This is a genomic window from Flammeovirga sp. OC4, assembly GCF_000812565.1.
In the GTDB taxonomy this organism is placed as follows: domain Bacteria; phylum Bacteroidota; class Bacteroidia; order Cytophagales; family Flammeovirgaceae; genus Flammeovirga.
The window spans coordinates 39633-63974 of the sequence record NZ_JTAM01000011.1 but is presented as its reverse complement, the minus strand read 5'-3'; the positions used below and the strand labels follow the sequence as shown (position 1 = coordinate 63974).

17 protein-coding genes are annotated in these 24342 nt (G+C 36.5%); 10 read left to right on the top strand and 7 right to left on the bottom strand.

All coding sequences use genetic code 11. From position 1 onward, the window contains the following. Nucleotides 1-278 precede the first annotated feature (278 nt). The 3 genes from miaB to PL77_RS30405 all read left to right on the top strand — a co-directional run bounded on the left by miaB (nucleotide 279) and on the right by PL77_RS30405 (nucleotide 3822). Complete coding sequence (gene miaB, locus PL77_RS10295) at nucleotides 279-1754, top strand: tRNA (N6-isopentenyl adenosine(37)-C2)-methylthiotransferase MiaB (protein ID WP_044204528.1); 1476 nt, start codon at nucleotides 279-281, stop codon at nucleotides 1752-1754. Nucleotides 1755-1928: 174 nt separating this feature from the next. Then, nucleotides 1929-3209: an ATP/GTP-binding protein gene (locus tag PL77_RS10290; protein WP_044204526.1), complete on the top strand. Its 1281-nt coding sequence runs from the start codon at nucleotides 1929-1931 to the stop codon at nucleotides 3207-3209. After that, nucleotides 3196-3822, top strand: coding sequence for an RloB family protein (locus tag PL77_RS30405; RefSeq protein WP_052444300.1), 627 nt, complete (start codon nucleotides 3196-3198; stop codon nucleotides 3820-3822). The genes PL77_RS10290 and PL77_RS30405 overlap by 14 nt, the downstream gene beginning before the upstream one ends. 2 nt (nucleotides 3823-3824) lie before the next feature. Here PL77_RS30405 and PL77_RS10280 read toward each other — a convergent pair whose 3' ends face one another. After that, a complete protein-coding gene (locus PL77_RS10280) occupies nucleotides 3825-4328 on the bottom strand; it encodes a DUF4112 domain-containing protein (protein WP_052444299.1) in 504 nt (167 codons plus the stop codon). A 106-nt stretch (nucleotides 4329-4434) separates the two neighbouring features. Here PL77_RS10280 and PL77_RS10275 point away from each other — a divergent pair, with 106 nt between their 5' ends. Both PL77_RS10275 and PL77_RS10270 read left to right on the top strand, forming a co-directional pair. Then, entirely contained in the window at nucleotides 4435-5082 is a 648-nt protein-coding gene (locus PL77_RS10275) for a hypothetical protein (RefSeq protein ID WP_156152313.1), read from the top strand. A gap of 53 nt (nucleotides 5083-5135) precedes the next feature. After that, a complete protein-coding gene (locus tag PL77_RS10270) occupies nucleotides 5136-5549 on the top strand; it encodes a GNAT family N-acetyltransferase (protein WP_044204522.1) in 414 nt (137 codons plus the stop codon). Nucleotides 5550-5675: 126 nt separating this feature from the next. Here PL77_RS10270 and PL77_RS10265 read toward each other — a convergent pair whose 3' ends face one another. From PL77_RS10265 to PL77_RS10245, 5 genes are all read right to left on the bottom strand, one after another. Then, nucleotides 5676-6908 (bottom strand): alanine dehydrogenase, encoded by a 1233-nt coding sequence (locus PL77_RS10265; RefSeq protein ID WP_044204519.1) that lies wholly within the window; start codon nucleotides 6906-6908, stop codon nucleotides 5676-5678. A gap of 21 nt (nucleotides 6909-6929) precedes the next feature. Further along, a complete protein-coding gene (gene tsaE, locus PL77_RS10260; protein ID WP_216595900.1) occupies nucleotides 6930-7367 on the bottom strand; it encodes a tRNA (adenosine(37)-N6)-threonylcarbamoyltransferase complex ATPase subunit type 1 TsaE in 438 nt (145 codons plus the stop codon). A gap of 174 nt (nucleotides 7368-7541) precedes the next feature. Continuing rightward, a complete protein-coding gene (locus PL77_RS10255; RefSeq protein ID WP_044204517.1) occupies nucleotides 7542-8228 on the bottom strand; it encodes an outer membrane beta-barrel protein in 687 nt (228 codons plus the stop codon). Between the two features lie 160 nt (nucleotides 8229-8388). After that, nucleotides 8389-9906: an alpha-L-fucosidase gene (locus PL77_RS10250; RefSeq protein ID WP_044204658.1), complete on the bottom strand. Its 1518-nt coding sequence runs from the start codon at nucleotides 9904-9906 to the stop codon at nucleotides 8389-8391. 13 nt (nucleotides 9907-9919) lie between these two features. Then, entirely contained in the window at nucleotides 9920-12775 is a 2856-nt protein-coding gene (locus PL77_RS10245; RefSeq protein ID WP_044204515.1) for a glycoside hydrolase family 2 TIM barrel-domain containing protein, read from the bottom strand. Nucleotides 12776-12920: 145 nt separating this feature from the next. Between PL77_RS10245 and PL77_RS10240 the strand changes: the two genes are divergently transcribed. The 5 genes from PL77_RS10240 (at nucleotide 12921) to PL77_RS10220 (ending at nucleotide 22212) form a co-directional block, all read left to right on the top strand. After that, on the top strand, nucleotides 12921-14093 hold the full coding sequence (locus PL77_RS10240; RefSeq protein ID WP_044204513.1) for a helix-turn-helix domain-containing protein: 1173 nt from the start codon (nucleotides 12921-12923) through the stop codon (nucleotides 14091-14093). Between the two features lie 296 nt (nucleotides 14094-14389). Then, nucleotides 14390-18691 carry a DNA-directed RNA polymerase subunit beta' gene (rpoC, locus tag PL77_RS10235; protein ID WP_044204508.1) on the top strand — a complete coding sequence of 1434 codons (4302 nt, stop codon included), beginning with the start codon at nucleotides 14390-14392 and terminating at the stop codon, nucleotides 18689-18691. Nucleotides 18692-19281: 590 nt separating this feature from the next. Beyond that, nucleotides 19282-20436: an NAD(P) transhydrogenase subunit alpha gene (locus PL77_RS10230; protein ID WP_044204505.1), complete on the top strand. Its 1155-nt coding sequence runs from the start codon at nucleotides 19282-19284 to the stop codon at nucleotides 20434-20436. Nucleotides 20437-20468: 32 nt separating this feature from the next. Continuing rightward, nucleotides 20469-20789 (top strand): NAD(P) transhydrogenase subunit alpha, encoded by a 321-nt coding sequence (locus tag PL77_RS10225; RefSeq protein ID WP_044204502.1) that lies wholly within the window; start codon nucleotides 20469-20471, stop codon nucleotides 20787-20789. 34 nt (nucleotides 20790-20823) lie between these two features. Further along, nucleotides 20824-22212 carry an NAD(P)(+) transhydrogenase (Re/Si-specific) subunit beta gene (locus tag PL77_RS10220; RefSeq protein ID WP_044204500.1) on the top strand — a complete coding sequence of 463 codons (1389 nt, stop codon included), beginning with the start codon at nucleotides 20824-20826 and terminating at the stop codon, nucleotides 22210-22212. Nucleotides 22213-22541: 329 nt separating this feature from the next. Here the strand turns inward: PL77_RS10220 and PL77_RS10215 are convergent, their stop codons facing one another. Then, on the bottom strand, nucleotides 22542-24314 hold the full coding sequence (locus PL77_RS10215; RefSeq protein ID WP_044204497.1) for a DUF4153 domain-containing protein: 1773 nt from the start codon (nucleotides 24312-24314) through the stop codon (nucleotides 22542-22544). Nucleotides 24315-24342 lie beyond the last annotated feature (28 nt).

Here is a 24342-nt window from a genome sequence, read left to right as displayed (position 1 = left end):
GAGCACGTTCGATAAATGAGTAAGGGTTGTTTATTTTTATTAATTCTAAATTACATTGAAAGTCAATCATTTGTAAACATAATTGACACTTCTCACTTCAAATAGTAATTTTGCGTTCGGCTTTATTTAAAGCTGAAGAGATTAAGAAATAAGGGGTTGATTTTTGAGCCTTTTAAGGTTTTGTAAATCAATCACTTTCATATTTAATAACAATTAGATTAAGCTCAGAATATAGGAGGACTGAAAATCCTCAACCTTCTGTCTTAAATTCCTAAAGAATGAGCGATTTGATTAAAGATATCAACCTTGTCGGTGAACAGGTTGATGAAAAATCAGTGTCGTGTGAGGTAAAAGTCACAGAAAATACGGCAAATGAAGGACAACGTAAGCTTTATATTGAGAGCTATGGTTGTCAAATGAATTTCTCGGATTCTGAGATTGTAGCTTCTGTTATGCAGAAAAACAATTTCGGAACGACTTCTAACGTAGAAGAAGCTGACCTTGTATTCTTGAATACTTGTTCTATCCGTGAAAAAGCAGAACAAACAGTTCGTCAACGTTTGAGAGTATTCAATAGAGTCAAAAAGAGTAAGCCGGGTATGATTATCGGTGTACTTGGCTGCATGGCGGAGCGTTTGAAAACACAGCTTCTTGAAGAAGAAAAAATGGTAGACATCGTGGCAGGTCCCGATTCTTACCGTGATCTTCCAAAATTAGTAGGCGATGTTGACGAAGGAGATAAAGGAGTAAATGTATTCTTGTCAAGAGATGAGACGTACGCAGATATTGCTCCTGTAAGATTGAACTCAAATGGTATCTCAGCCATGATCTCTATTATGAGAGGATGTGATAACATGTGTTCTTTCTGTGTAGTACCTTTCACTAGAGGTCGTGAGCGTTCGAGAGATCCACACTCTATTGTAAAAGAAGCACAAGAACTATTCGATCAAGGATACAAAGAAGTGACTTTATTAGGTCAGAATGTAGATTCATACAAATGGTCTGATGAGGAAAACAATAAAGCTCGCTTAGAGAAAAAAGAACTTAAAGAGGAAGGCGTTGAAATTGTCAGCTTTGCTCAGCTATTGGAAATGGTAGCCGGAGTTTCTCCTGAATTAAGAATTCGTTTCTCTACGTCACATCCAAAAGATATTACGGATGAGGTACTTTACACAATGAAGAAGCACGAAAACATCTGTAACTTCATTCACTTGCCAGTACAATCGGGTAACTCAAGAGTATTGGATATCATGAACCGTACTTATGACCGTGAGTGGTATATCAATAGAATTGATAAAATCCGTGAGGTATTTGGTAACGATTGTGGTATTTCTTCAGATATGATTGCAGGTTTCTGTACTGAAACAGAAGAAGAGCATCAAGATACATTGTCATTGATGGAGTATGTGAAGTTTGATTACAGCTACATGTTCTTCTACTCTGAAAGACCAGGTACTTTAGCAGAGAAGAAATTCGAAGATGATATTCCATTGGATGTGAAAAAGCGTAGACTTCAAGAAATTGTTACTTTACAGCGACAGCATTCGGCAGAGAGAAATGCATTGAATGTGGGTGAAGTACAGAAGGTATTGATTGATGGCTACTCAAAACGTTCTAAAGAGCATTTCCAAGGAAGAAACTCACATAATAAAGTGGTAGTATTCCCGAAAGGAAACGCAAAATTAGGAGAGTACGCTACAGTGAGAATCCACGATTGTACGGGAGGTACATTATTGGGCGAAATCATTGATTAGCCGTAGGGGCAGACCTATGTGTCTGCCCACCGCACCACAATCAGAACTACAAAAATATAACAGTAAGGTATAACACTTCAAAACTGAAGCGTTATACCTTATTTTTTTGTAAATTAACGGAAGAACAAGGCCTAATTGTTCTTTTTTAATCCATCATTATTCATTCAAAAAACAATGCTAATAGAATTCTCTGTTTCCAACTTTAGGTCTATCAAAGATGAACAGGTATTATCTCTTTTACCTTCTGGGCGAGTACGTAAAACAGGAACTGAAGACCGTTTATTTATACATCCCAATTACAAGCAGACAGAGACTTTGGCCACTGCGGTCGTCTTTGGTGCGAATGCATCAGGCAAAAGTAATTTGTTGAGAGCGTTGGAAGCATTGACGGTGATGGTCCAGGAGGGACATGATAGTGCCATTGGAGAAGGAGCTAAAGCTTATGTTCCCTTCCGTTTAGATCGTCTTTCGAGAGAATTGCCCACTGATTTTTATATTCGTTTTATTGCGAACGACGGTATTCAATATGAATATGAAATGTCAAGAGATGTGGATCAGGTGACTCATGAGGCATTGTATGCTTATCCAAATTCTAGAAGAGTAAAGTTTTTTGAGAGGAATGAGGGAGAGTTGACTAGTTTTGGTAAGAAGTTAAAAGGAGATAAGCAGACCATTGCAAGGCATGTTTTACCCTATCAACTTTTTCTTTCCAAAGGAGCTCAATTAGGGTTAGAACAATTAGTAGCACCTTGGCAATTCTTCAAAAATCATTTAAGAGCTTATATTTTATACCGATCAGTGTATGACGATGCTTTATTACAAGGTATTGCGAAGCACATCGTTAATGATGATTCTCAAAGATTCCTTAAGAACCTATGCCAATTAGTGAGCCATGCAGATACAGGAGTAAGTGGCATTGAGGTTTTTCAAGAGGACAGTGAATTGATGGGTCTTTTTGAAGGTAGAAGAAGGTATCAAATCAAAACCATTCATAAGTTACCTTATTCGGATGATCCTCCCATTTCATTTGACCTGAAGGAAGAATCGATTGGTACACGAAAATTAGTAGCATTGGGTGGATTAATATTAAGAGTGTTAGAGTCAGGGGATACCTTGGCTATTGATGAATTGGATCAGAGTATGCATCCTCATTTAACGAGAGCATTAATCAAACTATTTCATAATCCTAAGACAAATCCTCATAGGGCACAACTCATTTTTTCGACGCACGATGCATCACTTTTAAATGATCAACTCTTCCGTTTTGATCAGATTTTTATTTCGGAAAGGTCAGAGGATGGTATTACTGAAATTTCTTCTGTTTCTGATATTCCAAATCTCAAAAGAGAATTACCATTAGAGGAATGGTACCTGACGGGGAAGTTTGGAGGTACACCTTCCATTAATCAAATGGCTTTGGATTTTGACTTTAACCCTACAGATGATGAGGAATAGAAGAAAAGATAAAACTAGATCACTTCGAAAAAGAGTCCTTATACTATGTGAGGGAGCGAAAACAGAACCTAATTATTTTAATGGATTAAAGCACGACGGTCAGAAAAGAAGAGCATTGACAGCTGTTGATGTAGAGGTGTATCAACCTAAAAGCCACAGTCCGCTTGGCCTCGTGCGGGAAGCTATTATCAAGAAAAAAAGAGCGTTGGTCAAAGGTAATCCCTATGAGACAATTTGGTTGGTGTTCGACCGGGATTTTCACAAGCATATTGAAGACGTCATTAAGTTAGCCAATGAGCATGACATTGAAATTATTATTTCTAATATCTGCTTTGAACTTTGGTTTTTACTGCATTATGAAGACCTGGACGCCAATCAACATTTTGCAAAGTGTGGAATGCTTATCAAGCATATTCAACAAAACCACGTCACTCGTTACCATAAGAATGGCAAGAACTATCAAAATATTAAGGATTTAACTCCATTGGCAATTCAACGGGCTAAAAAGTTAGAAGAGTCTTATACTCATGGAGTAAATACACATTATAAATTTTATGAAAGAGAACCCTATACCAATGTGTATCAATTAGTAGAATATCTTTTGGAGATGTAATTTTATTCCCAACCCATAGATTGAAAAATGACCAAACGAATAAAGTAAAAACAGATTCCGACTACTCCAACAATAAGGAGAAACATTAAACCTGCAAAGACAATTAATCCGGAAGAACCTTTTTGTACTTGATAAATGGCTTCTGGATTTTTCTCATAATAGTTGATGAGCATCTGTGTATTATTCCTGTTGGCTTTGTAAAAAAGATCAATAAAATCACCTATACCGGGTACTAACCCAATCAAATAATCGATGATTAAATTAAATGTCATGGCCATGATGAGCCTTGGGGGAACGCCATTTCGGGCCACAGTGTACAAAGAAATACCAGAAATGATAATGGACAAAGTATCTCCAACACCTGGAATAATACCAATAAAAGGATCCAAGCCAATTCGGAATTTGGTTCCTGGAACTCTGATCGCTTCATCCATCACAGTACTGATTTTTTTTAACGTTTTAAAAGAAGGATCTTGAGTATATTGTGGAGTTGTATTTGTCTTCATGGTGGAGATCGTTTATTTTATCTTAGTAATCTACAGAAATTGGTGGATCACTTCATGAAATTGGCTAAAATTTTAATTAATTTGAGTAAAAATAGAAATACTTGATATGAAAAACATTATAACTACCCTAGCACTTTTGCTCACTATGTTAATTTATACTTCAGCATCAGCTCAAGTATATAATTATGTTGAAGATTCTACAGAAACGGCAAAACCATCGTCAGAATACAAGAAACCGACAGAATCAGACGTGGATGCTTTTAAAGACAAAAGCCATAAAGATCTTCCCTTAAAAGATAAAATTTTCTTTGGAGGTGGATTGGGATTAGGTTTTTCTAATATACATACACAAGTAGCTATTTTACCGATGGTTGGATACATGGTGACACCAAACTTTCAAGTAGGTATGGGCTTTGTTTATGAGTACTTTGAGAGAAAAGATGTTTCCTATAAAGAAAACAATTATGGTATTCGACCATTTATGAGATATATGATTCCATTAAAAGATGGGTTGAGGATTTTCCCTCAAGCAGAATATTATGGTTTTAGTAATAATAGAGAATTCAGAGATAATAATGGAGAGACAGTAAAAGATAGTATTTGGAGAGATCAGTTTTTATTGGGTGGAGGTGTTTCACAAGGCATTGGTAGAAAAGGCGGTGTGAATATTATTGCACTTTATGACTTCTCTTATGATGAAAAAACTTCTTATACTAATTCTCCATGGGTCATTAGAGTTGAAGTCGCTTTCTAAGCAACAAAATATAGAAGAGGATAAGCGACTCTTCAGTCGCTTTTTTTAACCGTATGAAAATCGAAATTAAAGAAATAACCGCCCCTCAGACATGGGCGTTAAGACATAAGGTAATGTGGCCCAATGAGCCTCTGTCCTATGTGAAAATTCCAGATGATGAAAGGGGACAACATTTGGGACTGTTTGTAAATGAGGTACTGACATCAGTGATTTCTCTATTTATGGATCCAGATAAGAATGTACAGTTCCGAAAATTTGCAACCTTAAAAGAAGAGCAAGGAAAAGGTTATGGTAGTATGTTGTTGAAACATGTGATGAAAGTAGCCAAAGAAGGTGGAGCAAATTTATTATGGTGTAATGCTAGAGCCACGGCAACCATCTTGTATGAACGAGAAGGCTTACACCAAACAGATACTTCATTCGTCAGAAAAGGAATTCTATTTGTACGAATGGAAAAACAACTTTGAATCAGGAATAAAAAATAAGGTAAGAGGGAAAGTGTATTACTTCCTCTTACCTTATTTTTTATCCAATTTTTTTAATACAAAATGGAATGCTATGAGCAGTTTTGAAACTGTTCAAGTTGAAGGTCTTTAAATTCCAGCAGCAAGAATTAAATCTAAATTCTTAAGCGGGAGATCAAATTTTTCTGCAATCATTTGATTTGTTACACACCCTTTGTAGGTGTAAACTCCTTTGGTAAACCAAGAGTGTCTTCGCATCATTGTATCTACACTACCTTCATCATTGAGTTTCATCAAAGTAGTTGTGAAGATATTACTAATTGCAGCAGTCGCCGTTCTTGATACCCTTGATGCAATGTTAGGGACACAATAGTGTATAACCCCATGTTTTTTATAAACAGGATGTCTATGATTAGTAGGTTCAGACGTTTCAAAGCATCCTCCCTGATCAATACAGACATCAATAATAATCGAATTTTCTCTCATACTAGCCACCATTTCTTCGGTTACAATCGAAGGTGTTCTAGTGCCATGTGTATGCACGGCTCCGATAACAATATCTGCTCTGCTTAATGCTTCTTGAATAGAAGTACTATCAAAAGCAGAGGTGAATAAATGAGGGAGATTAAGTTCCTTTTTCAGTCTTCTAAGCTTGTAGATGGCATTATCAAAAACTTTCACTTCTGCTCCCATACCAATAGCGTTTCTTGCAGCATATTCAGCCACTGTACCAGCACCAAGTATCACTACTTTTGATGGAGGTACACCAGTAATTCCTCCTAAAATAATACCTTTACCGCCATTGTAGCTACTCAAATATTCTGCAGCAATCAGCATTACTGTACTACCTGCAATTTCACTCATTGCTCTTACCAAAGGTAAACCGCCTACTTTATCCTCTAAAAGCTCAAAACCCAATGCAGTGATCTTTTTAGCGTTTAAAGCAGTGAGTACACTTTTTTGAATATCTCTCATATGAATTGCCGAAATGATGGCTTTATTTTTCTTCATATAAGAAACTTCTTCTACAGTAGGAGAGGCAATTTTGATGACAAGGTCAGCTTCCATAGCTTCCTTGTGTGTGTATACGATGGTAGCACCGGCATCAGCATATTCTTGATCGAGATGATTGACATGCTGGCCAGTTTTGGATTCAACTAAAACTTCAACTCCGTTGTTGACTAATATAGAAACAGCTCCAGGTCGCAAAGCACACCTTTTTTCATCTGGATTTAGTTCTTTTGGTAGACCAATTTTCAGCGGAGATCCTTTTTTATTGACAGGGCCTTCCATCACCTCTTGAGGGTGAAACTGAAAATAACTCTCGGTAGCTTTCTCGAAGCCTTCACGTTGCTTTCCCATATGTTATCTAGAGAAGAAAGTTTAATTTAATCTAATTGTAATTTCTCTTGAGTGTTCATCCACTACTTTGATATCAATATCAATGCAGTCTTCTGGCAATAGTTGCTCTACTTTTGACGGCCACTCAATCAAGCAAAGGTTTTTACTGTAAATATACTCCTCAAAACCTATATCAAATGCTTCTGTTTCATCTTTGATTCTATACATATCAAAGTGGTAGATAGTATCGGCATTATCTGTCATGTATTCATTGACTAGAGCAAATGTAGGGCTGTTTACGTGGTCTAAAACACCAAGTACATCACATATGCTTTTTATGAAAGTCGTTTTTCCAGCTCCCATTTCACCATGAAAAAGCCAGACATTGGATTCGCCTTTAGTAAAGTCAATTACTTGTTGAGCTGCCGATGCTAAATCATCTATGCTGTTCGTTTTGATTACCAACTCTTTAGAACTCATGTTTAGTAAATATAAATCATTTGACGGTTTTATAGTACAGGTTCAGTGACGAATTTATTTAAATTATTCTTTTTGTGGTTATAATCTTATGATAATTATAGAATACAGAAATAAAAAAGGCTACTTCGACCCTAATTTTGTCGAAGTAGCCTTTTAAATAAAGGTATTTTTAATCTAGAAATTCGAAACTGTAATACCAATAGTAATAGGTCTATCAGTACCCGTGAACGCATTTCCATCAGTATTCAATAATTTATCACTTTCAAAAGTGTTTGTGAGGCCATAATAACAGAAGAAGTTAATCCATCCATAACCAATTCTACCTACTAAACCACCTTTAAAGCGATTCAAATTAAAATTCCCCTTGTCTTTAGATACACGAACATTACCAAATTCATCTTCATATTTTACTTTGGTATGACCATCTACTAATAGACTTAACCTTGCTCCAACAGCTAGTCGGAAAGCATTTCTACCGGGGTGAGTTCTAAATCTAAATTCTAATGGGACATCTACATAATTACCAACAAACTTACTTTTACGCAATTTTTGATTGCTACCGATAGCATCAACAGGTTCTGTATGACTACCATTATTGTAAAGCGTCACGCCATTTTTTAGAAAGTAATTATCAGCAGTGTAACCAACTCCTGGGTTAAAAGTAAATTGCCCATTTTGATCCAATACCAATTCATACATATAAGCCAAAGAGATTGATCTAGATTGGGTTTCTAATTCAAGTCCCTTATCATCTTGCCACATCGTTGCTCCAAAGTCTAAATAGAAGTTTCCAGGTATTTTTTGACCAAAGGAACATAAACTAAAAAGTAAGAAACAGAAAAAGAGATTGATTTTTTTCATTTTGTAATTGATTAATTAAAAAGACACATTTTAATTTTCTATTCAAATATAGACCAATATGAGTAGTTAGGAAAAAATCATATTGATAAAAGAGTTATTTTAGAGAAAACTGAAATGTAGAGGTTGACAAAATCTTTTTTATAAAAATCAATTCCTATCATTATTCCAACTCCAGTTTGTACACATTGGCAATCGCATGATGTGGTGCATCAGGAATAGTAAAATAAAAATTATCTGTTTTCATTTCCCATTTGACTTCTTTGCCTGTTCCTAAATCAATCATTCTTTTGATAGGCGTAGGTGTGCAATTTCTATGTAGACCAAGTGGCCTTACTTTCATTCTTTTTCCTGTTTTGGGTTTGCCTAATACAAACAAATACACGGATTTGTTGTCTTTGGAAATCGTAAAACGGACATCATTGGCAGTATACTTTACTTTCGCAGATTGACCGTCATGAGTACTTTGTGAGGGTTTGGCATTGCCATATCCAAAAACATAATAGGGACGAGTGCCATACACGGCTTCTCCGTAAACTTTAAACCAATCACCAATGTCTTTCAAAATGCTTCTTTGTTCCTGATTGATTACTCCATTGGCTTTAGGGGAAACATTCAACAGTACAATGCCATTTTTACTCCATACATCAATCATATTTCTTAATACCAAAGCAGAGGATTTGTAGGGGTGTCCTTCCACATACATCCATTTATGTTCTCCCAATGTAATATCCGTCATCCATGGAATAGGGTAGATGTCTCGCCTTCCACCTTGTTCAAAATCTAAAACACTACATTCCATCGGTAAATCATTTTGCTTGTGGCAACTGACTACTTCTTGACCATTTTTAGCCCCTTCATTGAAAAAATGAGCCAACATCTCTTTTCTGTAAGAAGAAGGAATAAAGTTGAGCCAAGAGTCAAACCAAATCATATCGGGTTGGTATTGATCCACTACTTCATTGACTTGATCTAGCCAATATTGATTGAAGGCTTCCTCCGTGTCAAAATTCCCAAACAACATTTTCAATTTAGGATCTTTTGTGGCAGTAGGTAAATCAGGGTGGTAAGGATAGTGAGAGTTGAAGCCATTTCTACCCCAATTTTCAGGAGTGGATACATTTCTTTGACCATTACGTGCGTGGTGAAACGTAGCGAGTGTTTTAATATTTCTTTTTTTGAGTGAATGAAATATGTCACCCAAAATATCTCTTTTCGGTCCCATGACTTGAGCATTCCAAGGATTGACTTCACTATTCCACATCGCAAAACCATCATGATGTTGTGCTACAGGGCCGGCAAACTTGGCTCCTGCTTGTAAAAATAACTCCGCCCAATCTTCCGGATCGAAATGTTCAGCAGTGAATAAGGGGATAAAATCTTCGTACCCAAACTCGTTTATATTTCCAAAATGTTCTTCATGAAATTTATTGACGCTAGATCCTTTGATATACATATTACAGGGGTACCATGCACTACCATAAGCCGGAACACTGTAAGGTCCCCAGTGAAAGTAAATACCAAATTTTGCATCTTGAAACCATTCGGGAGTAGCATCATGTTTCGATAGGGATTCCCATGTTGGTTTATATTCTTGAGGTTCCTTAGAAGTCGTTTCTTTACAACTTATAGTAATTCCTAGAAGAAGAAGTAACCACGTAAATTTTGTTAGTTGATTCATTTCAATATCATTTTTAAAATTCAAAAGTCAGTTCAATTCTTAATGGATCGTCACTATTTCCATAATAGATTTCTTCATTGCCATGAGGTCCGGTACTACTCGATTCTTGAAATTTAGTACCAATGGCAGGGATATTATAGACAAAAGAGAGATCGCCTTTAGGGAAAAATGGAGTCACTCTACCTTTTGGATCTCCACTTGGATTTTCAGGTGTAAGCATTCTTAGAAATACATTAGGCGAATGACAGTATACTTTAAATCCATTCGTTGCTTTGCTTTTCAGCTCAGCCCAATAGAAATGTGAGAAGTAACCTTTAAACTCTGGATATACAAACCCCGATTCTCCCGTAATTGTATTGTTGTAGTCATTTTCCCAAACTTGAAAACGAGTACCTTTGGTTCTGTTTCTCCAAACTCTGTAAGGACCATCTCCAAGCCATTTCATCCCTGCTACATCTTCCTCTTTATAATTAAAAGAAATGCCTAACACCTCTTTTGTCCTTTTCTTTCCTTTCATTTCAACCTCAAGGTCGAGTAATCCATTCTGATGAACACGCCACTTAATGCTATCAGAACTTAATACCACAATTTTCGTCCACTCAGGCATTTTATTTTTTGGTTCGAAAACAGCAATAATATCAACGTAGTTTTCCATTGGGATGACCTTAACAGTATCTACTTTATCTTTTTTACCAAGAAGAATAGGGCCGTTTGACAAAGGAATAACCTGATTGTTTTTAATGACTTTTTTTAATTCTCCAGTTTGATTTGAGAACGTGAATTCACATGAACTTGAAGTGATGACGATTTTATCTTGTTCCTGTTTTACTTTTAAGCTCTTCTTTGAAGTGATACCCTTTTCTTCAATTAATTTTTGATGGATCTTTTCAGGTGTTTTAATCGGATAAGACCAAGTAAATATTTCTTTACCATTAGGATCATATGCCGTAAGGTGAAGTGCATCAGCTTTATTCCATGAATCCGTTTTTTCGACTTTGAAAATCCCTTTTTCACCAGGTTCTAATGAAGGAAGTTTTATCGCTTTTTCTTCGATTATCTTGTTTCTATTTCCTTTGAAACTGATCAATTTGGCTGTCATTTTACAAGATGCTAGGGAAGTATAATGGTATCGGTTTTCAACTCTGAAAATTCCATTGAAATCATTTTTGATCGTACGGTCCTCAATAAAAATAGGAGACCATATTTCTTTGATGGTAAAATAGCTCGCTTCCTTCTCTCCATAAGGACCAATAATGCCATCTGCAGCGTGATTACCGTCTGTATCTAACACACCTTTTTTATCTGTTCTGACGACGGCTTCATCCGCAAAATCCCAAAGGAATCCACCTGCATTGTTAGGCATATTCCACATCTTTTCCCAATAATCTTCTAAACCGGCTCCATGACCGCCATCATACAATCCATGTAAAAACTCGGTAGGGAAAAAGAGCTTGTCAGTAGCAGGGCCATCATTTGCTAAGCCATGGAAATGGAAATAATGAAGAGTGTTGGTCTTATTAAAAATATTCCAAGGGTGAATGACCTCACGTTGTTGAATATCCCATATTGCATAATCATCATCTAACTCTGTGTTCCAACCCGATTCATTACCATTTGCCCAAAGTAAAATGGAAGGGTGGTTGACATCCCTAATCACTGTTTCCTTTACGATCTTTTCACCTACCTCTGTATCTAATGAGGGAGAATGCCATGTACAAACTTCATTAATGACAAAAAGTCCCAAAGAATCACATACATCTAAAAAATGAACATCAGGAGGATAATGTGACATACGAACCGCATTCATATTCATGTCTTTCATCATTTCAACATGTTCAATACTTAATGCCTTACTTGTAGTTCTTCCTGAAGAGGGGTAAAAGGAATGACGGTTGACTCCTTTGAATTTTATACGCTGACCATTCACATAAATGCCATCACCTTCATAGAGTTTTACTGTTCTGAATCCAATGCGTTGTTTGATTTGATGTTGGAGTTGTCCTTTTTTATTGAATAATGACAATTCTAATTGATAGAGGTGGGGAGATTCAGGGTTCCATGTTTTAATGTTACTTGCAAGCGTTTTTATTTGCCATTTTTGATCTGATTTTGAAAGGTCAAGATTAAGTTCTTGGACAAGATTACCTTTCAAGTCTAAAAGTCTAGCCTTTAGATCACCTTCTATATTTTTTCCTAAAAACACATCAGCAGTAATTTGACCATTTGCTTTTGCATCTATAGCTATTCGATTAATGTGCTTTTGAGGTAACACTTCTAAGTATACAGGTCGATAAATACCTCCAAAAATCCAAAAGTCTGCTTTACGTTCTGCATGATTGATGGATGCATTACTAGAGGCTTTATTTACTTTGACTTCAATAAGGTTTTCATTTCCATATTTAAGCAGGCTTGTGATATCATATTTGAACTCATAAAATGCCCCTTGATGAATTGCACCGGCCAACTTTCCATTGATTTTAACCTCAGCGTCTGTCATCACTCCTTCAAAAACAATCTTGACTGTTTTATTTTTCCAAGATTTAGGAACAGAAAAGTGGTGTTGATATAATCCATATTCATTGACTCTTTTCTCAAAAGGATCGTGACCGTAATTATAATGCCCGAACCCTTGGAGTTCCCAACATGAAGGCGTTTCAATAGTTGTCCATTTTTTACTGTTTTGACCCGATGAACAGTAGAATTCCCAAGGTGATGTATGGTCCTTGTCTGTTCCTGTTAAATATCTAATTTCTGTTTGTTGAGCATTTTGAGCAGTCGTAGATCCTAAAAAAAATAGGGAGTAAATTACAAATAGACCGAAAAAGGGAACTATCTGTCGTCTGAAATTAATTTGTTGTTCTATCTTCATAATACTTTGTGATTTGATTTCAAATAACAGACTATTGGAAGAGAAACTATGTCTTCAGCAGCACCATAACGGTCACTATAACGGTTAAAGTGATCGTTAAAAGCATGATTTGCCCCTATTTTTTCATCATTTTTATCCTTTTTTTATGAGGCAACAAATACCAACCAAAGAGCAACAACAACAAATTGTAGATAACATACTTCAGAGCAATACTTTTAAAAATGCACCTACATCGATCGCATTATTAAGATACCTTGCTGAAGCAACATTCCAGAATACTCCTTTGAAAGAAGGGGTGATTGAAATAGAGTTTTTTAGAGGTGACCCCGAAGCGAAAAGTAATTCAAGGGTAAGAGTAAATGTGTATAATCTTAGAAAGAAATTAGAAGCCTATTATAATTCAGATGGAGTCAATGACGAATGGAAGTTATTAATTGAAAAAGGACAGTATGGAGTACACTTTGAAAAAAATACTCCCAATGAACCACCAAATGTCCACTTGCAAGAACAACTTGGACTGGTGTCAAAATACTTACCTTATGGTGTCATGGTATTGGTGTTATTTTTTAGTTTTTGGTGGAATCGACCTGAAGCTATTTCACCATTGTGGCAAGAATTTATGGATAGCCAACAGCCTACACACCTATATATAGGAGACGCTTTTGGATATAGGGGAAAGACTATTTCTGGAAATGAGGGTTGGACACGGGATTTTAATATTAATAATATAGAGGAGTATTTACAAGTGATCGAAAAGCACCCTGAATTGAAAGATAAAACCAGAATTACAGATCTTTATTATTCGACACGAATGGCAGAACATGCTACTTATGATTTGGGAAGGTATTTTCAGAAGTGGGATAAAGAACTCTTTATAAAATATGCAACGCACACTTCCTTTACCAATATTAAAAATGGTAACCTTATTTATGTAGGTCGATTTTATAACCAAAGTGATTTTGTGTACTTGTTCAATCAATTCAACCCACACTTTAAAATAGACGACAAGAAATTATTATATACCAACAAAGTTACTGGAGATGAGAGGCTTTTTAAGAGTAGTAGTAAAGATTTGAAAAAGGACTTTACGATAGTTTCAAAAACAAAGACACCTCAAGGTCGAACGCAATTCTTTTTCTTTTCGAATCATGATATAGGTGTAATGGCTGCAGTAGAGTTTTTCACGAATACAGATTCACTTCATGCTTTTCAAGACCGTCATCAAGTCGATGAACAAAATTTTACAGCTGTATTAATGGCGGAAGGAAAAGAAAGAATCAACTTAAGTTTGAAAGAAGAGTTGGTGGTTACTTTCTAAATGGACTCTTTGTTACTGACTAAAATCAGAAATAATAATCTGCGAATTGATTAATACTTGACAATAAAAGAGTTATTTTCATTGAACTGAAAAGTAGAACTATACCAAAAGCTATTTCTGTTGTCTTTGTTAAAGAAAATTATGAATTCATAGCCCTCTTGAAAATATCTGAAATACAGTGAGTTATAATTTTAATTTTTATTTATTTGAAAATTAGAGCTATTTTCTTTGTGTATAATGGAATTTTTGCTTATTAGTTTCTATATTTGCAGATTCAAGAAAACCGCAAATTGCAAATGTCGTTTAGAAAAAACAAAAAGATCAATAACGATTTCACTTCAGTAACAGTGAGTTTGGCCTCTCCAGAATCAATTTTGGAAAGCTCTCACGGTGAAGTGACTCAACCAGAAACCATCAACTACCGTACGTATAAGCCGGAAATGGGAGGTTTGTTCTGTGAGCGTATCTTCGGACCTGTAAAGGACTGGGAGTGCCACTGTGGTAAATACAAACGTATCCGTTACAAAGGTATTATCTGTGACCGTTGTGGTGTTGAGGTGACAGAAAAGAAGGTGCGTCGTGAAAGAATGGGACACATCCAATTAGTTGTTCCTGTTGCTCACATCTGGTACTTCCGTTCGTTACCGAACAAGATTGGTTACCTATTAGGTTTACCAACGAAGAAACTTGATCAAATCATTTACTACGAGCGCTATGTAGTAATCCAAGCAGGTGTTAAAGAAGCCGACGGCATCGCAAAGATGGACTTCCTTACAGAGGATGAATATCTTGACATCATGGATAAGCTACCAAGCGAAAACCGACAATTAGAAGACGATCATCCAGACAAGTTCATCGCAAAGATGGGTGCTGAGGCATTAGAAATGCTTTTAGCTCGTACTAAACTGGAAGATATGGCTGCAGCATTACGTGACCAAGCGAACAACGATACTTCGCAACAACGTAAAGCAGAAGCATTAAAACGTCTTCGTGTAGTGGAAGCATTCCGTGATGCGAAAACTAGAATTGAAAACCGCCCTGAATGGATGGTAATCCGTATGGTTCCAGTAATTCCACCAGAATTACGTCCATTGGTACCTCTAGATGGTGGCCGTTTTGCAACGTCAGACTTGAACGACTTGTACAGAAGAGTAATCATCCGTAACAACCGTCTGAAGCGTCTGATCGATATTAAAGCACCAGAAGTTATCTTACGTAATGAGAAGCGTATGCTTCAAGAAGCAGTTGATTCATTATTTGACAACTCACGTAAAGTTAATGCAGTGCGTTCTGATGGTAACCGTCCATTGAAATCACTTTCAGACATGTTGAAAGGTAAGCAAGGTCGTTTCCGTCAAAACTTATTAGGTAAGCGTGTGGACTACTCAGGTCGTTCTGTAATTGTAGTAGGTCCAGAGCTTAAATTACACGAGTGTGGTCTTCCTAAGAATATGGCAGCTGAATTATTCAAGCCGTTCATTATTCGTAAGCTGATCGAGCGTGGTATCGTAAAAACGGTAAAATCAGCGAAGAAAATCGTTGACCGTAAAGATCCAGTAGTTTGGGATATCCTTGAAAACGTATTGAAAGGTCATCCAGTACTACTAAACCGTGCCCCTACACTTCACAGATTGGGTATCCAAGCTTTCCAACCGAAATTAATCGAGGGTAAAGCAATCCAATTACACCCATTAGTAACAACAGCCTTCAACGCCGATTTCGATGGTGACCAGATGGCCGTTCACGTTCCTCTTGGACATGAAGCAGTATTAGAGGCATCTCTATTGATGTTAGCATCGCATAACATCCTAAACCCAGCCAATGGTAAACCTATCGCCGTACCTTCTCAGGATATGGTATTAGGTCTATATTATATGACAAAAGGACGTCGTACTACTGACACGGAAATCGTGAAAGGTGAAGGTATGACATTCTACTCGTCAGAAGAAGTGATCATTGCATTGAACGAAGGAGCAATCTCTCGTCACGCATGGATCTTCGTAAAAGGAAAAGAATTGAATGATGAGACTGGTGAGCTTGAGGAGAAATTCATCGAGACAGTAGCTGGTCGTGTATTATTCAACCAACACGTTCCTGAAGAAGTAGGTTTCGTAAACGAACTACTTTCTAAGAAAGCATTACAGGTGATTATCGCGAAAGTGGTAGACATCGTAGGTATGGCTCGTGCTGCTCAGTTCTTGGATGATATCAAACACGAAGGTTTCCAGATGGCCTATAAAGGTGGTCTTTCATTCGGTTTGGATGAAATCATTATCCCTAAAGAAAAAGCAGAATTAATTGAAGATGCGAAAGGTGAAGTAGATATCATCCGTAACAACTTCATGATGGGTCTTATCACTGATAACGAACGTTACAACCAAGTGATTGACGTTTGGACGAAGACAAACAACATGTTGACGTCTACTGTAATGACGCAAATGGAAGAGGATAACCAAGGTTTCAACTCTATCTATATGATGATGCACTCAGGAGCCCGTGGTTCAAGAGAGCAGATTCGTCAGTTAGGTGGTATGAGGGGTCTAATGGCCAAGCCTCAGAAAAACTTAGGTGGTGCTTCAGGTGCGAACATTATTGAAAACCCAATTCTTTCAAACTTTAAAGAAGGTTTGGATGTATTGGAATACTTTATCTCAACTCACGGTGCTCGTAAAGGTCTAGCCGATACAGCCTTGAAAACTGCCGATGCGGGTTACCTAACTCGTCGTTTGGTAGACGTTGCTCAAGACGTGGTTGTTACTGAAGTAGACTGTGGTACATTACGTGGTCTTACAGTAACTCCATTGAAAGAAAACGATGAGATCAAAGAAGCTTTATCAGACAGAATCGAAGGACGTACTTCATTGAACGATGTTGAGCATCCTGAAACTGGTGAAATCATTGTTCCTGCAACTGGTGCTATTACACCAGAAATTGCTCAGGAAATTGAAGAAGCAGGTATCGAGGAAGTTGAAGTAAGATCAGTATTGACTTGTGAAACTCGTAAGGGTGTTTGTGAGAAATGTTACGGTAAAAACTTGGCAACAGGTGGCGTAGCAGGAAAAGGTGAATCAGTTGGTGTAATTGCTGCACAATCAATTGGTGAGCCAGGTACTCAGTTGACACTACGTACATTCCACGTCGGTGGTGTGGCATCCCACATTGCAACTGATGCTTCATTGAAAGCGAAGAAAGCTGGTAAAGTAGAATTCATTGAAATGAAGTCAGTGAAGAGTACTGATCCTCAAGGTGATGCTAAAGATGTAGTAATGGCTCGTACAGCTGAATTAAACATCTTAGACGAAGAGGGTAAAGTATTATTCAATGCTCATATTCAGTACGGTTCATACCTAAGTGTGAAAGAAGGTGATATGGTAGAAGAAGGTGACGTGATTTGTTCATGGGATCCATTTAACGCCGTAATCCTTGCTCAGTACGACGGTGTAACTGAATTCGAATCAATCGAAAGAGATATTACTTACCGCGTAGAAACGGATGAAATGACGGGCTACGAAGAGAAAGTAATTATCGATACTAAGGATAAAACTAAAAACCCAATCATCCATATTGCGGGTGATAACGGCGAAACAGTGGCATCCAACTTACCAACAGATGCTCGTTTAACTGTTGAAGATGGTCAGAAAGTGAAGTCGGGTGATATTCTAGTGAAGATCCCTCGTTCTGCTGGTAAATCTCGAGATATTACCGGTGGTCTTCCTCGTGTAACGGAATTATTCGAAGCACGTAACCCATCATCTCCAGCTGTAGTATCTGAAATTGATGGTATTGTGACTTATGGTGCGGTAAAACGTGCAAACCGTGAGTTATTCGTTGAGTCACGTGACGGTGTGAAACGTCGTTACATGGTGAACTTATCGAAGCACATCCTAGTTCAGGAGAATGACTATGTGAGAGCGGGTATGCCACTTTCAGATGGTGCAATCACTCCTGCAGATATCTTGAAAATTAAAGGACCAACTGCTGTACAAGAGTACTTGGTAAATGAAATTCAAGATGTATACCGTCTACAAGGTGTAAAAATTAACGATAAGCACATTGAGGTAATTGTACGTCAAATGATGCAAAAAGTCGTTATCGAAGATAATGGTGATACAACATTCTTGCCTGGTCAAGTAGTTGAGAAATTTACATTCCGTGAAGAAAACGATAAAGTGCTTAGCATGAAGATCGTTACGGATGCAGGTGACTCAGCAAGATTCAAGGCGGGTGCGTTAATCTCATTCCGTGAGATGCGTGATGAAAACTCATCGTTGAAACGTAGAGATATGAAAGAAATGAAGGTTCGTGATGCACAGCCGGCAATTTCAAGACCTACGCTTCAAGGTATCACTCAAGCGTCATTGGATACGAAGTCGTTTATTTCAGCAGCCTCTTTCCAAGAGACAACTAAAGTATTAAGTGAAGCTTCTATTAGAGGTAAGCGTGATGAACTAGTTGGATTGAAAGAAAACGTTATCGTAGGCCACTTGATTCCTGCGGGTACAGGTCTTCGTGACTATGAAACAATTCGTGTGGGCTCTAAAGAAGAGTATGAAGCATTAATTGATTCTAGAGAAAGACACCTGACTACAGGATTCTAAAAATTTGCAAGCGGTTTAATAGAGCCCTTCATCGAAAGATGAGGGGCTTTTTTTGTACTCTTTTTGGAGTAGAGAAGTTTTGATTTCGTATTTAAAAAGACCCTTTTATTTATGTTTTCGCTATTTTTTACAATTGAGTAAATATTTTTTCAAATTTCTTTCTATCAGTACTTTATCTTCAGTTAAAATATAAAATTGTACTTTTCTAATGTTGTTTTGTAACTGTTTAATTCACATTTAATTTTAGGGTCATCTTCGATCTGAAAGAGATAGAAGTTAATTAACAAATGTTTTGTGTTATTTTAAACTACGTGTTATATATCTGTATAGTTTATAACTGAATACTTACTTCTTGAATTTGCACTTTATCATGGTAAATAAAAGTGAACAAAAATAAGTGTATTTTTGAAACTTTTTTAATACAACCAAAGGATGATTATTGTTATTATAAAAAAACGATATTTTTATTGTATATTTGCTAAAACGCTCGGCTTTAAGTTGAATGTTTTATTAACAAACTAACTAACAAATGATAGGGTAAGGTTATCCTATTGAATACGGAATATATTACTATTTAAAATCGCATAGGTATGCTATTTGGAATTTTAAAAGAACAAGATCAACGTGTGTCCGTTACTCCAGAATTAGCGAAGAAATTCATTTCTGAGGGGCATGAAGTTATTTACGAAAAAGGTGCTGGCGAAAGTGCTTTTATTAGCGACGAACTATACGAAGGTATCGGTGCAAAGTCAAAAAGTAGAGAAGAGGTATTAAGCTCATCTAATGTATTGATTACATTGGATCCATTAAGCAAGGAAGATGTTGCGAAATTGGCAGAGGGTACTTTCTTATTCTCGTCTTTCCAACCTTTCCAGGACGCTTCAATCTGTGAAGTGTACGCTACAAAAGGAATCTCAGCTTTTAGCTTTGACATGATTCCAAGAACTACAATTGCTCAGTCAATGGACATCTTATCGTCTATGGCTTCAATCTCAGGCTATAAAGCAGTATTGAAAGCAACTGACTATTTACCGCGTTATATGCCAATGTTATCAACGGCAGCTGGTACAGTTCCTCCATCTAAGGTATTAGTAATGGGTGCAGGCGTAGCAGGACTTCAAGCTATTGCAACAGCAAAACGTTTAGGTGCTCAAGTGGAAGCATTCGATACACGTGCCGCTGCAAAAGAAGAGGTAATGTCGTTAGGTGCTAAGTTTGTAGAAGTAGAAGGTGCTACTGATGATACAAACGCTGGTGGTTATGCTGTAGAGCAAACTGAAGAGTACAAGAAAAGACAAGCAGAGTTGATCGCTCAGAAAATTGAGAAAGCAGACGTAGTAATTACAACTGCACAATTAAGAGGTAGACCAGCTCCAACACTTGTAACAGAAGAAGCTGTGAAAACAATGAAAGCTGGTTCAGTTATCGTTGATTTAGCATCATCTACAGGTGGTAACTGTGCTTTGACAAAAGACAATGAAGTAGTGAGAAAGCACGGTGTAACAATCATCGGTAACTCTAATTTAGCTGCGGATATTAGTGAGCAAGCTTCTGTTTTATACAGCAAGAACATTCAAAACTACATGAAATTGTTCTTAACGAAAGAAGGTTTTGATTTCGACTTTAATGATGAGATCATTCTTCAAAGCTGTATCGTTTACAAAGGTGACGTTATCTATGGAAACGAAGAAAAGCAAAAGCAATTAGTTCCTCCTGCGAAAGTAGAGGAAAGCGTAGAAGCGTAAGCTAAACTAACAACAAACAATTCGATACTAATATGGAACAAATTATAAATTTCTTAGACGATAACACTTTAGCCATGTTATCGTTACTAGTACTTTCTTCATTTTTAGGAATGGAGATTATCGGAAAAGTACCAACAGTTTTACATACTCCTCTTATGTCAGGAGCGAATGCAATCTCAGGTGTCGTAGTAATCGGTGCGATTATTCTTATCAGAAGAGCTGATGCTACAGATTACTTAACATTAGTGCTTGGTTTTATCGGTATTGCCCTTGCAATGATCAACGTTGTGGGTGGTTTTGCAGTAACCAACAGAATGTTAGATATGTTCAAGAAAAAAGAACGTAAAAATTAATTACTTATTCACCTGAAATTAGATTCGTAAACAAATGGATTACTCGAATATAATCGACTTACTATATTTAGTAAGTATCATCGTATTTATTATTGGTTTAAAAGGTCTTTCGCATCCAGAATCTGCTCGTAAGGGTAACCAAGTAGCAGCTTTGGGGATGGGTATGGCCATCGTTATATCATTATTTGCTCCTGAAACAGGAGATAACAACTACTTATGGATCATTGGTGCAATGCTAGTAGGTGGTGGTATTGGTTTAACTTCTGCAAAGAAAGTGGCCATGACAAAAATGCCAGAGATGGTATCTTTATTCAACGGTTTAGGTGGTGCTTGTGCCATGTTGATCGGTATTGCTGAATTTGGAAACCTTCCTGCTGGAACTGAAATGATGAGTGGTGCTGTTTTAACAAACATCTTCGCAATGTTTGTAGGTGCTGTTTCATTAACAGGTTCATTAGTTGCTTACGGTAAATTAAACGGTTCTTTAAGAGATAACTTTACTTTACCTGCTCCGCAAATTATCAACATTGCGTCTTTATTAGGTGTTATTGCTTTATCAGTAATGATCATGACGCAACCTGAGTTGAACATGGCATTAGTATATGCTTTACTCGGTTTATCATTATTCTACGGTATCGCATTCGTAACTCCAATTGGTGGTGGTGACATGCCTGTAGTAATCTCATTACTAAACTCAGTAACGGGTATTGGTGCAACAGGTGCTGGTTTGATCTACGGTAACAACATTATGATCATCGGTGGTATCCTTGTAGGTGCTTCAGGTATCATCCTTACAGTAATGATGTGTGAGGCTATGAACAGATCATTGGTTAACGTATTAGTAGGTAACTTAGGAGCATCTGGCGGTGGTTCTGGATCAGATCGTGAAGAGATCGTGAAAGAAGTAAACGTTTCAGATTTAGCAATTCAATTGAAATATGCTGACAAAGTGACTATCGTACCGGGTTATGGTTTAGCGGTAGCACAAGCACAACACATTTGCCACGAGATCGAAAATGCTCTTGAAGACGAAGGTGTTGAAGTAAGATATGCAATTCACCCAGTAGCAGGTCGTATGCCTGGTCACATGAACGTATTATTAGCAGAATCTGATGTGTCTTATGACAAACTATTAGAATTAGAGCCTGCTAACGATAGTTTCCCTTCTACTGACGTTGTACTTGTAATTGGTGCTAATGACGTAGTAAACCCATCTGCTAAAGATGATACTTCTTCACCAATCTACGGTATGCCTATCCTTGATGTTGAAATGGCGAAAAACGTTGTTGTATTCAAGCGTGGTATGAGTACAGGTTATGCAGGTGTGCAAAACCCATTATTCTTCGGTGATAAAACGAAGATGTTATTCGGTGATGCGAAAGCTTCATTGGGTAAATTAAAAGATGAAATAGCTAACGCTTAATTCCGAGCGATTTTTATATTAGTAATAGCTCTATTGGGATTTTCTCAATAGAGCTTTTATTTTTCAATTGTCTACTTTTCACCTATTTATTCTAATTAACTACCAAGACAAAATTATTTAATACTAATTCTATTTATGGTTTGGTGATTACTTCCTTCAAAAAACTTTCAATAGAACCACTATTAATACATTTTTTTAGCGTAGTACTCACAAAAAATAAATTAGAATTTCCAAAATAGTACTTCTTCTTATCATGGGAGTACTATTTTTTATTTAGGACTAAGCCAGAAATAAATATGAATTAGTATTCAATAATCTTCTCCTAGTACTTACGGCTTATTAAAGAATAAGACGAAAGAGATGTTATCTGTCTTTGTGAGGTCTTCTGTTTTGTATCCTGATAACCTTTTGATGTAAATTCTGTAGTTCTCATTATTGAATCCCTTGTGTTCAAAATAACCCTTCTCAAATGGAGTATATGGAATATCGAACTGTTTGTTATTGATTGTTAGAATACCAATATTTTTTGTTTTGTTCGTCAACTGAAATGAAACAGTAATTTCAGAATTTGAGAATTGATATGTTTTTATTTTTTCATCAGATGCGTGATTTCTTTCTCTTAGACTAATAGAGGTAGAATATTGATAACCTTCGATATCATACAGGAGGTCATACTTTTCCACAAACTTAATTGGAGTATAACTTTCAATCTGATCCGTTTCTGTGTGTTTATAATATTCTTTTAATTTCATTTCTGCCAAGATGACCTCTTTTTTCTTCCATCTTGAATCTTCCTCTTTGACTATTTCATCAAGATTTATCTCGTTTAGAAGAGGCTGTAATGTGTTGTAACCATGATGATCGATAAGGTAGACTACGATTGAACGAATATTTTGATAATCTTCATTGACTTTGAAATCACTTTTTACCCATTGTCCTTCAGTATTAATCCAATTGTTTTTTAACCCTAAAGTGTATAATCGATCATACTGACTTTTTCTACTGATATTAAACGCAGACAATGGCCCAAAGGCGGATGTAAAGGTGAGAAGTGCCAATGCAATAGGAATCACTTTGATATTATTTTGTCCCCGAATCAGGAAGTACAGAGCGATAAAGAAGAGCCATAACCCTATTACAATCAAATAATATCTGAACTCAGTAATTCCATATTCAGAAATACGTCTATAAATCGCAGAGCAAAATAAAAGAATTACAGGAAATAGAGCATAATAGAAGCCTTTGCTGAATAATGAAATCCATTTCAATCCTTTATCATTTCGAATAGGGTAGATAATTAGAAGTGAACTAATCCCCAGGAAGGAAAAGCCAATGGAGAGATAAGAAACCCAACCCTTAGGCCAATTTTGAGCCAATATTATTTTAAAACCATAAGTGTATAGTATGATCAAATAAGTACAGACTAATGGTAATAAGATAAATTGAACTAAGTTCTTCAATAATGGAGGATATTCTATAGAATCAGATTCCGAAGAAAAGGATTCTATTTTACTGGTAAAGAAAACGGTGTTGAGAAACACAAAGTTGAAAGTGCCCAGCTTCAGGTAAGTATTTTGTTTAATGCTTACATCAAATAATGCTTCAATAGCAAGTAGGGCGATTGAGATACCAATATTGATAATAACACTGTAAAATAAACATTCAATAAAGGTGCTTATAATATTTTTAGCATTGAACCAGTAACTCAGGTTATTACTTTCTTTTACACTAATACCGAGGAAGGGTAATAAAAGCGAGAATACAGTCAATAAGGCTCCTCTTGAAAAATGAATATAGGTGAGTTCATCAGGCAAACTCATTACATAAACTGATAGAAGTAAAAGGCCAACTATTCTGATAGAGTAGGTTTTTAGGATCGATAATTTTAATTTTTGACTTAAAAAAGTGATGGCAATAAAGGTTGGAATACCAATTTGAGCTCCGTGTAGTCCTCTTACCATCCAAATATTCTTAGTATTGTCAGAGTCGATCGTGAAAAATAAAAGGAAGGTAAGTAGAATGGCTGATAAGATTGTAAATGGAAAGGTTTTTATACTTTTTAAAAAAGAGTTGAAAAGGTATTGTATTGAAGGTAATTTCATTTTTAAAGATTATATTATGTTAGCTCTT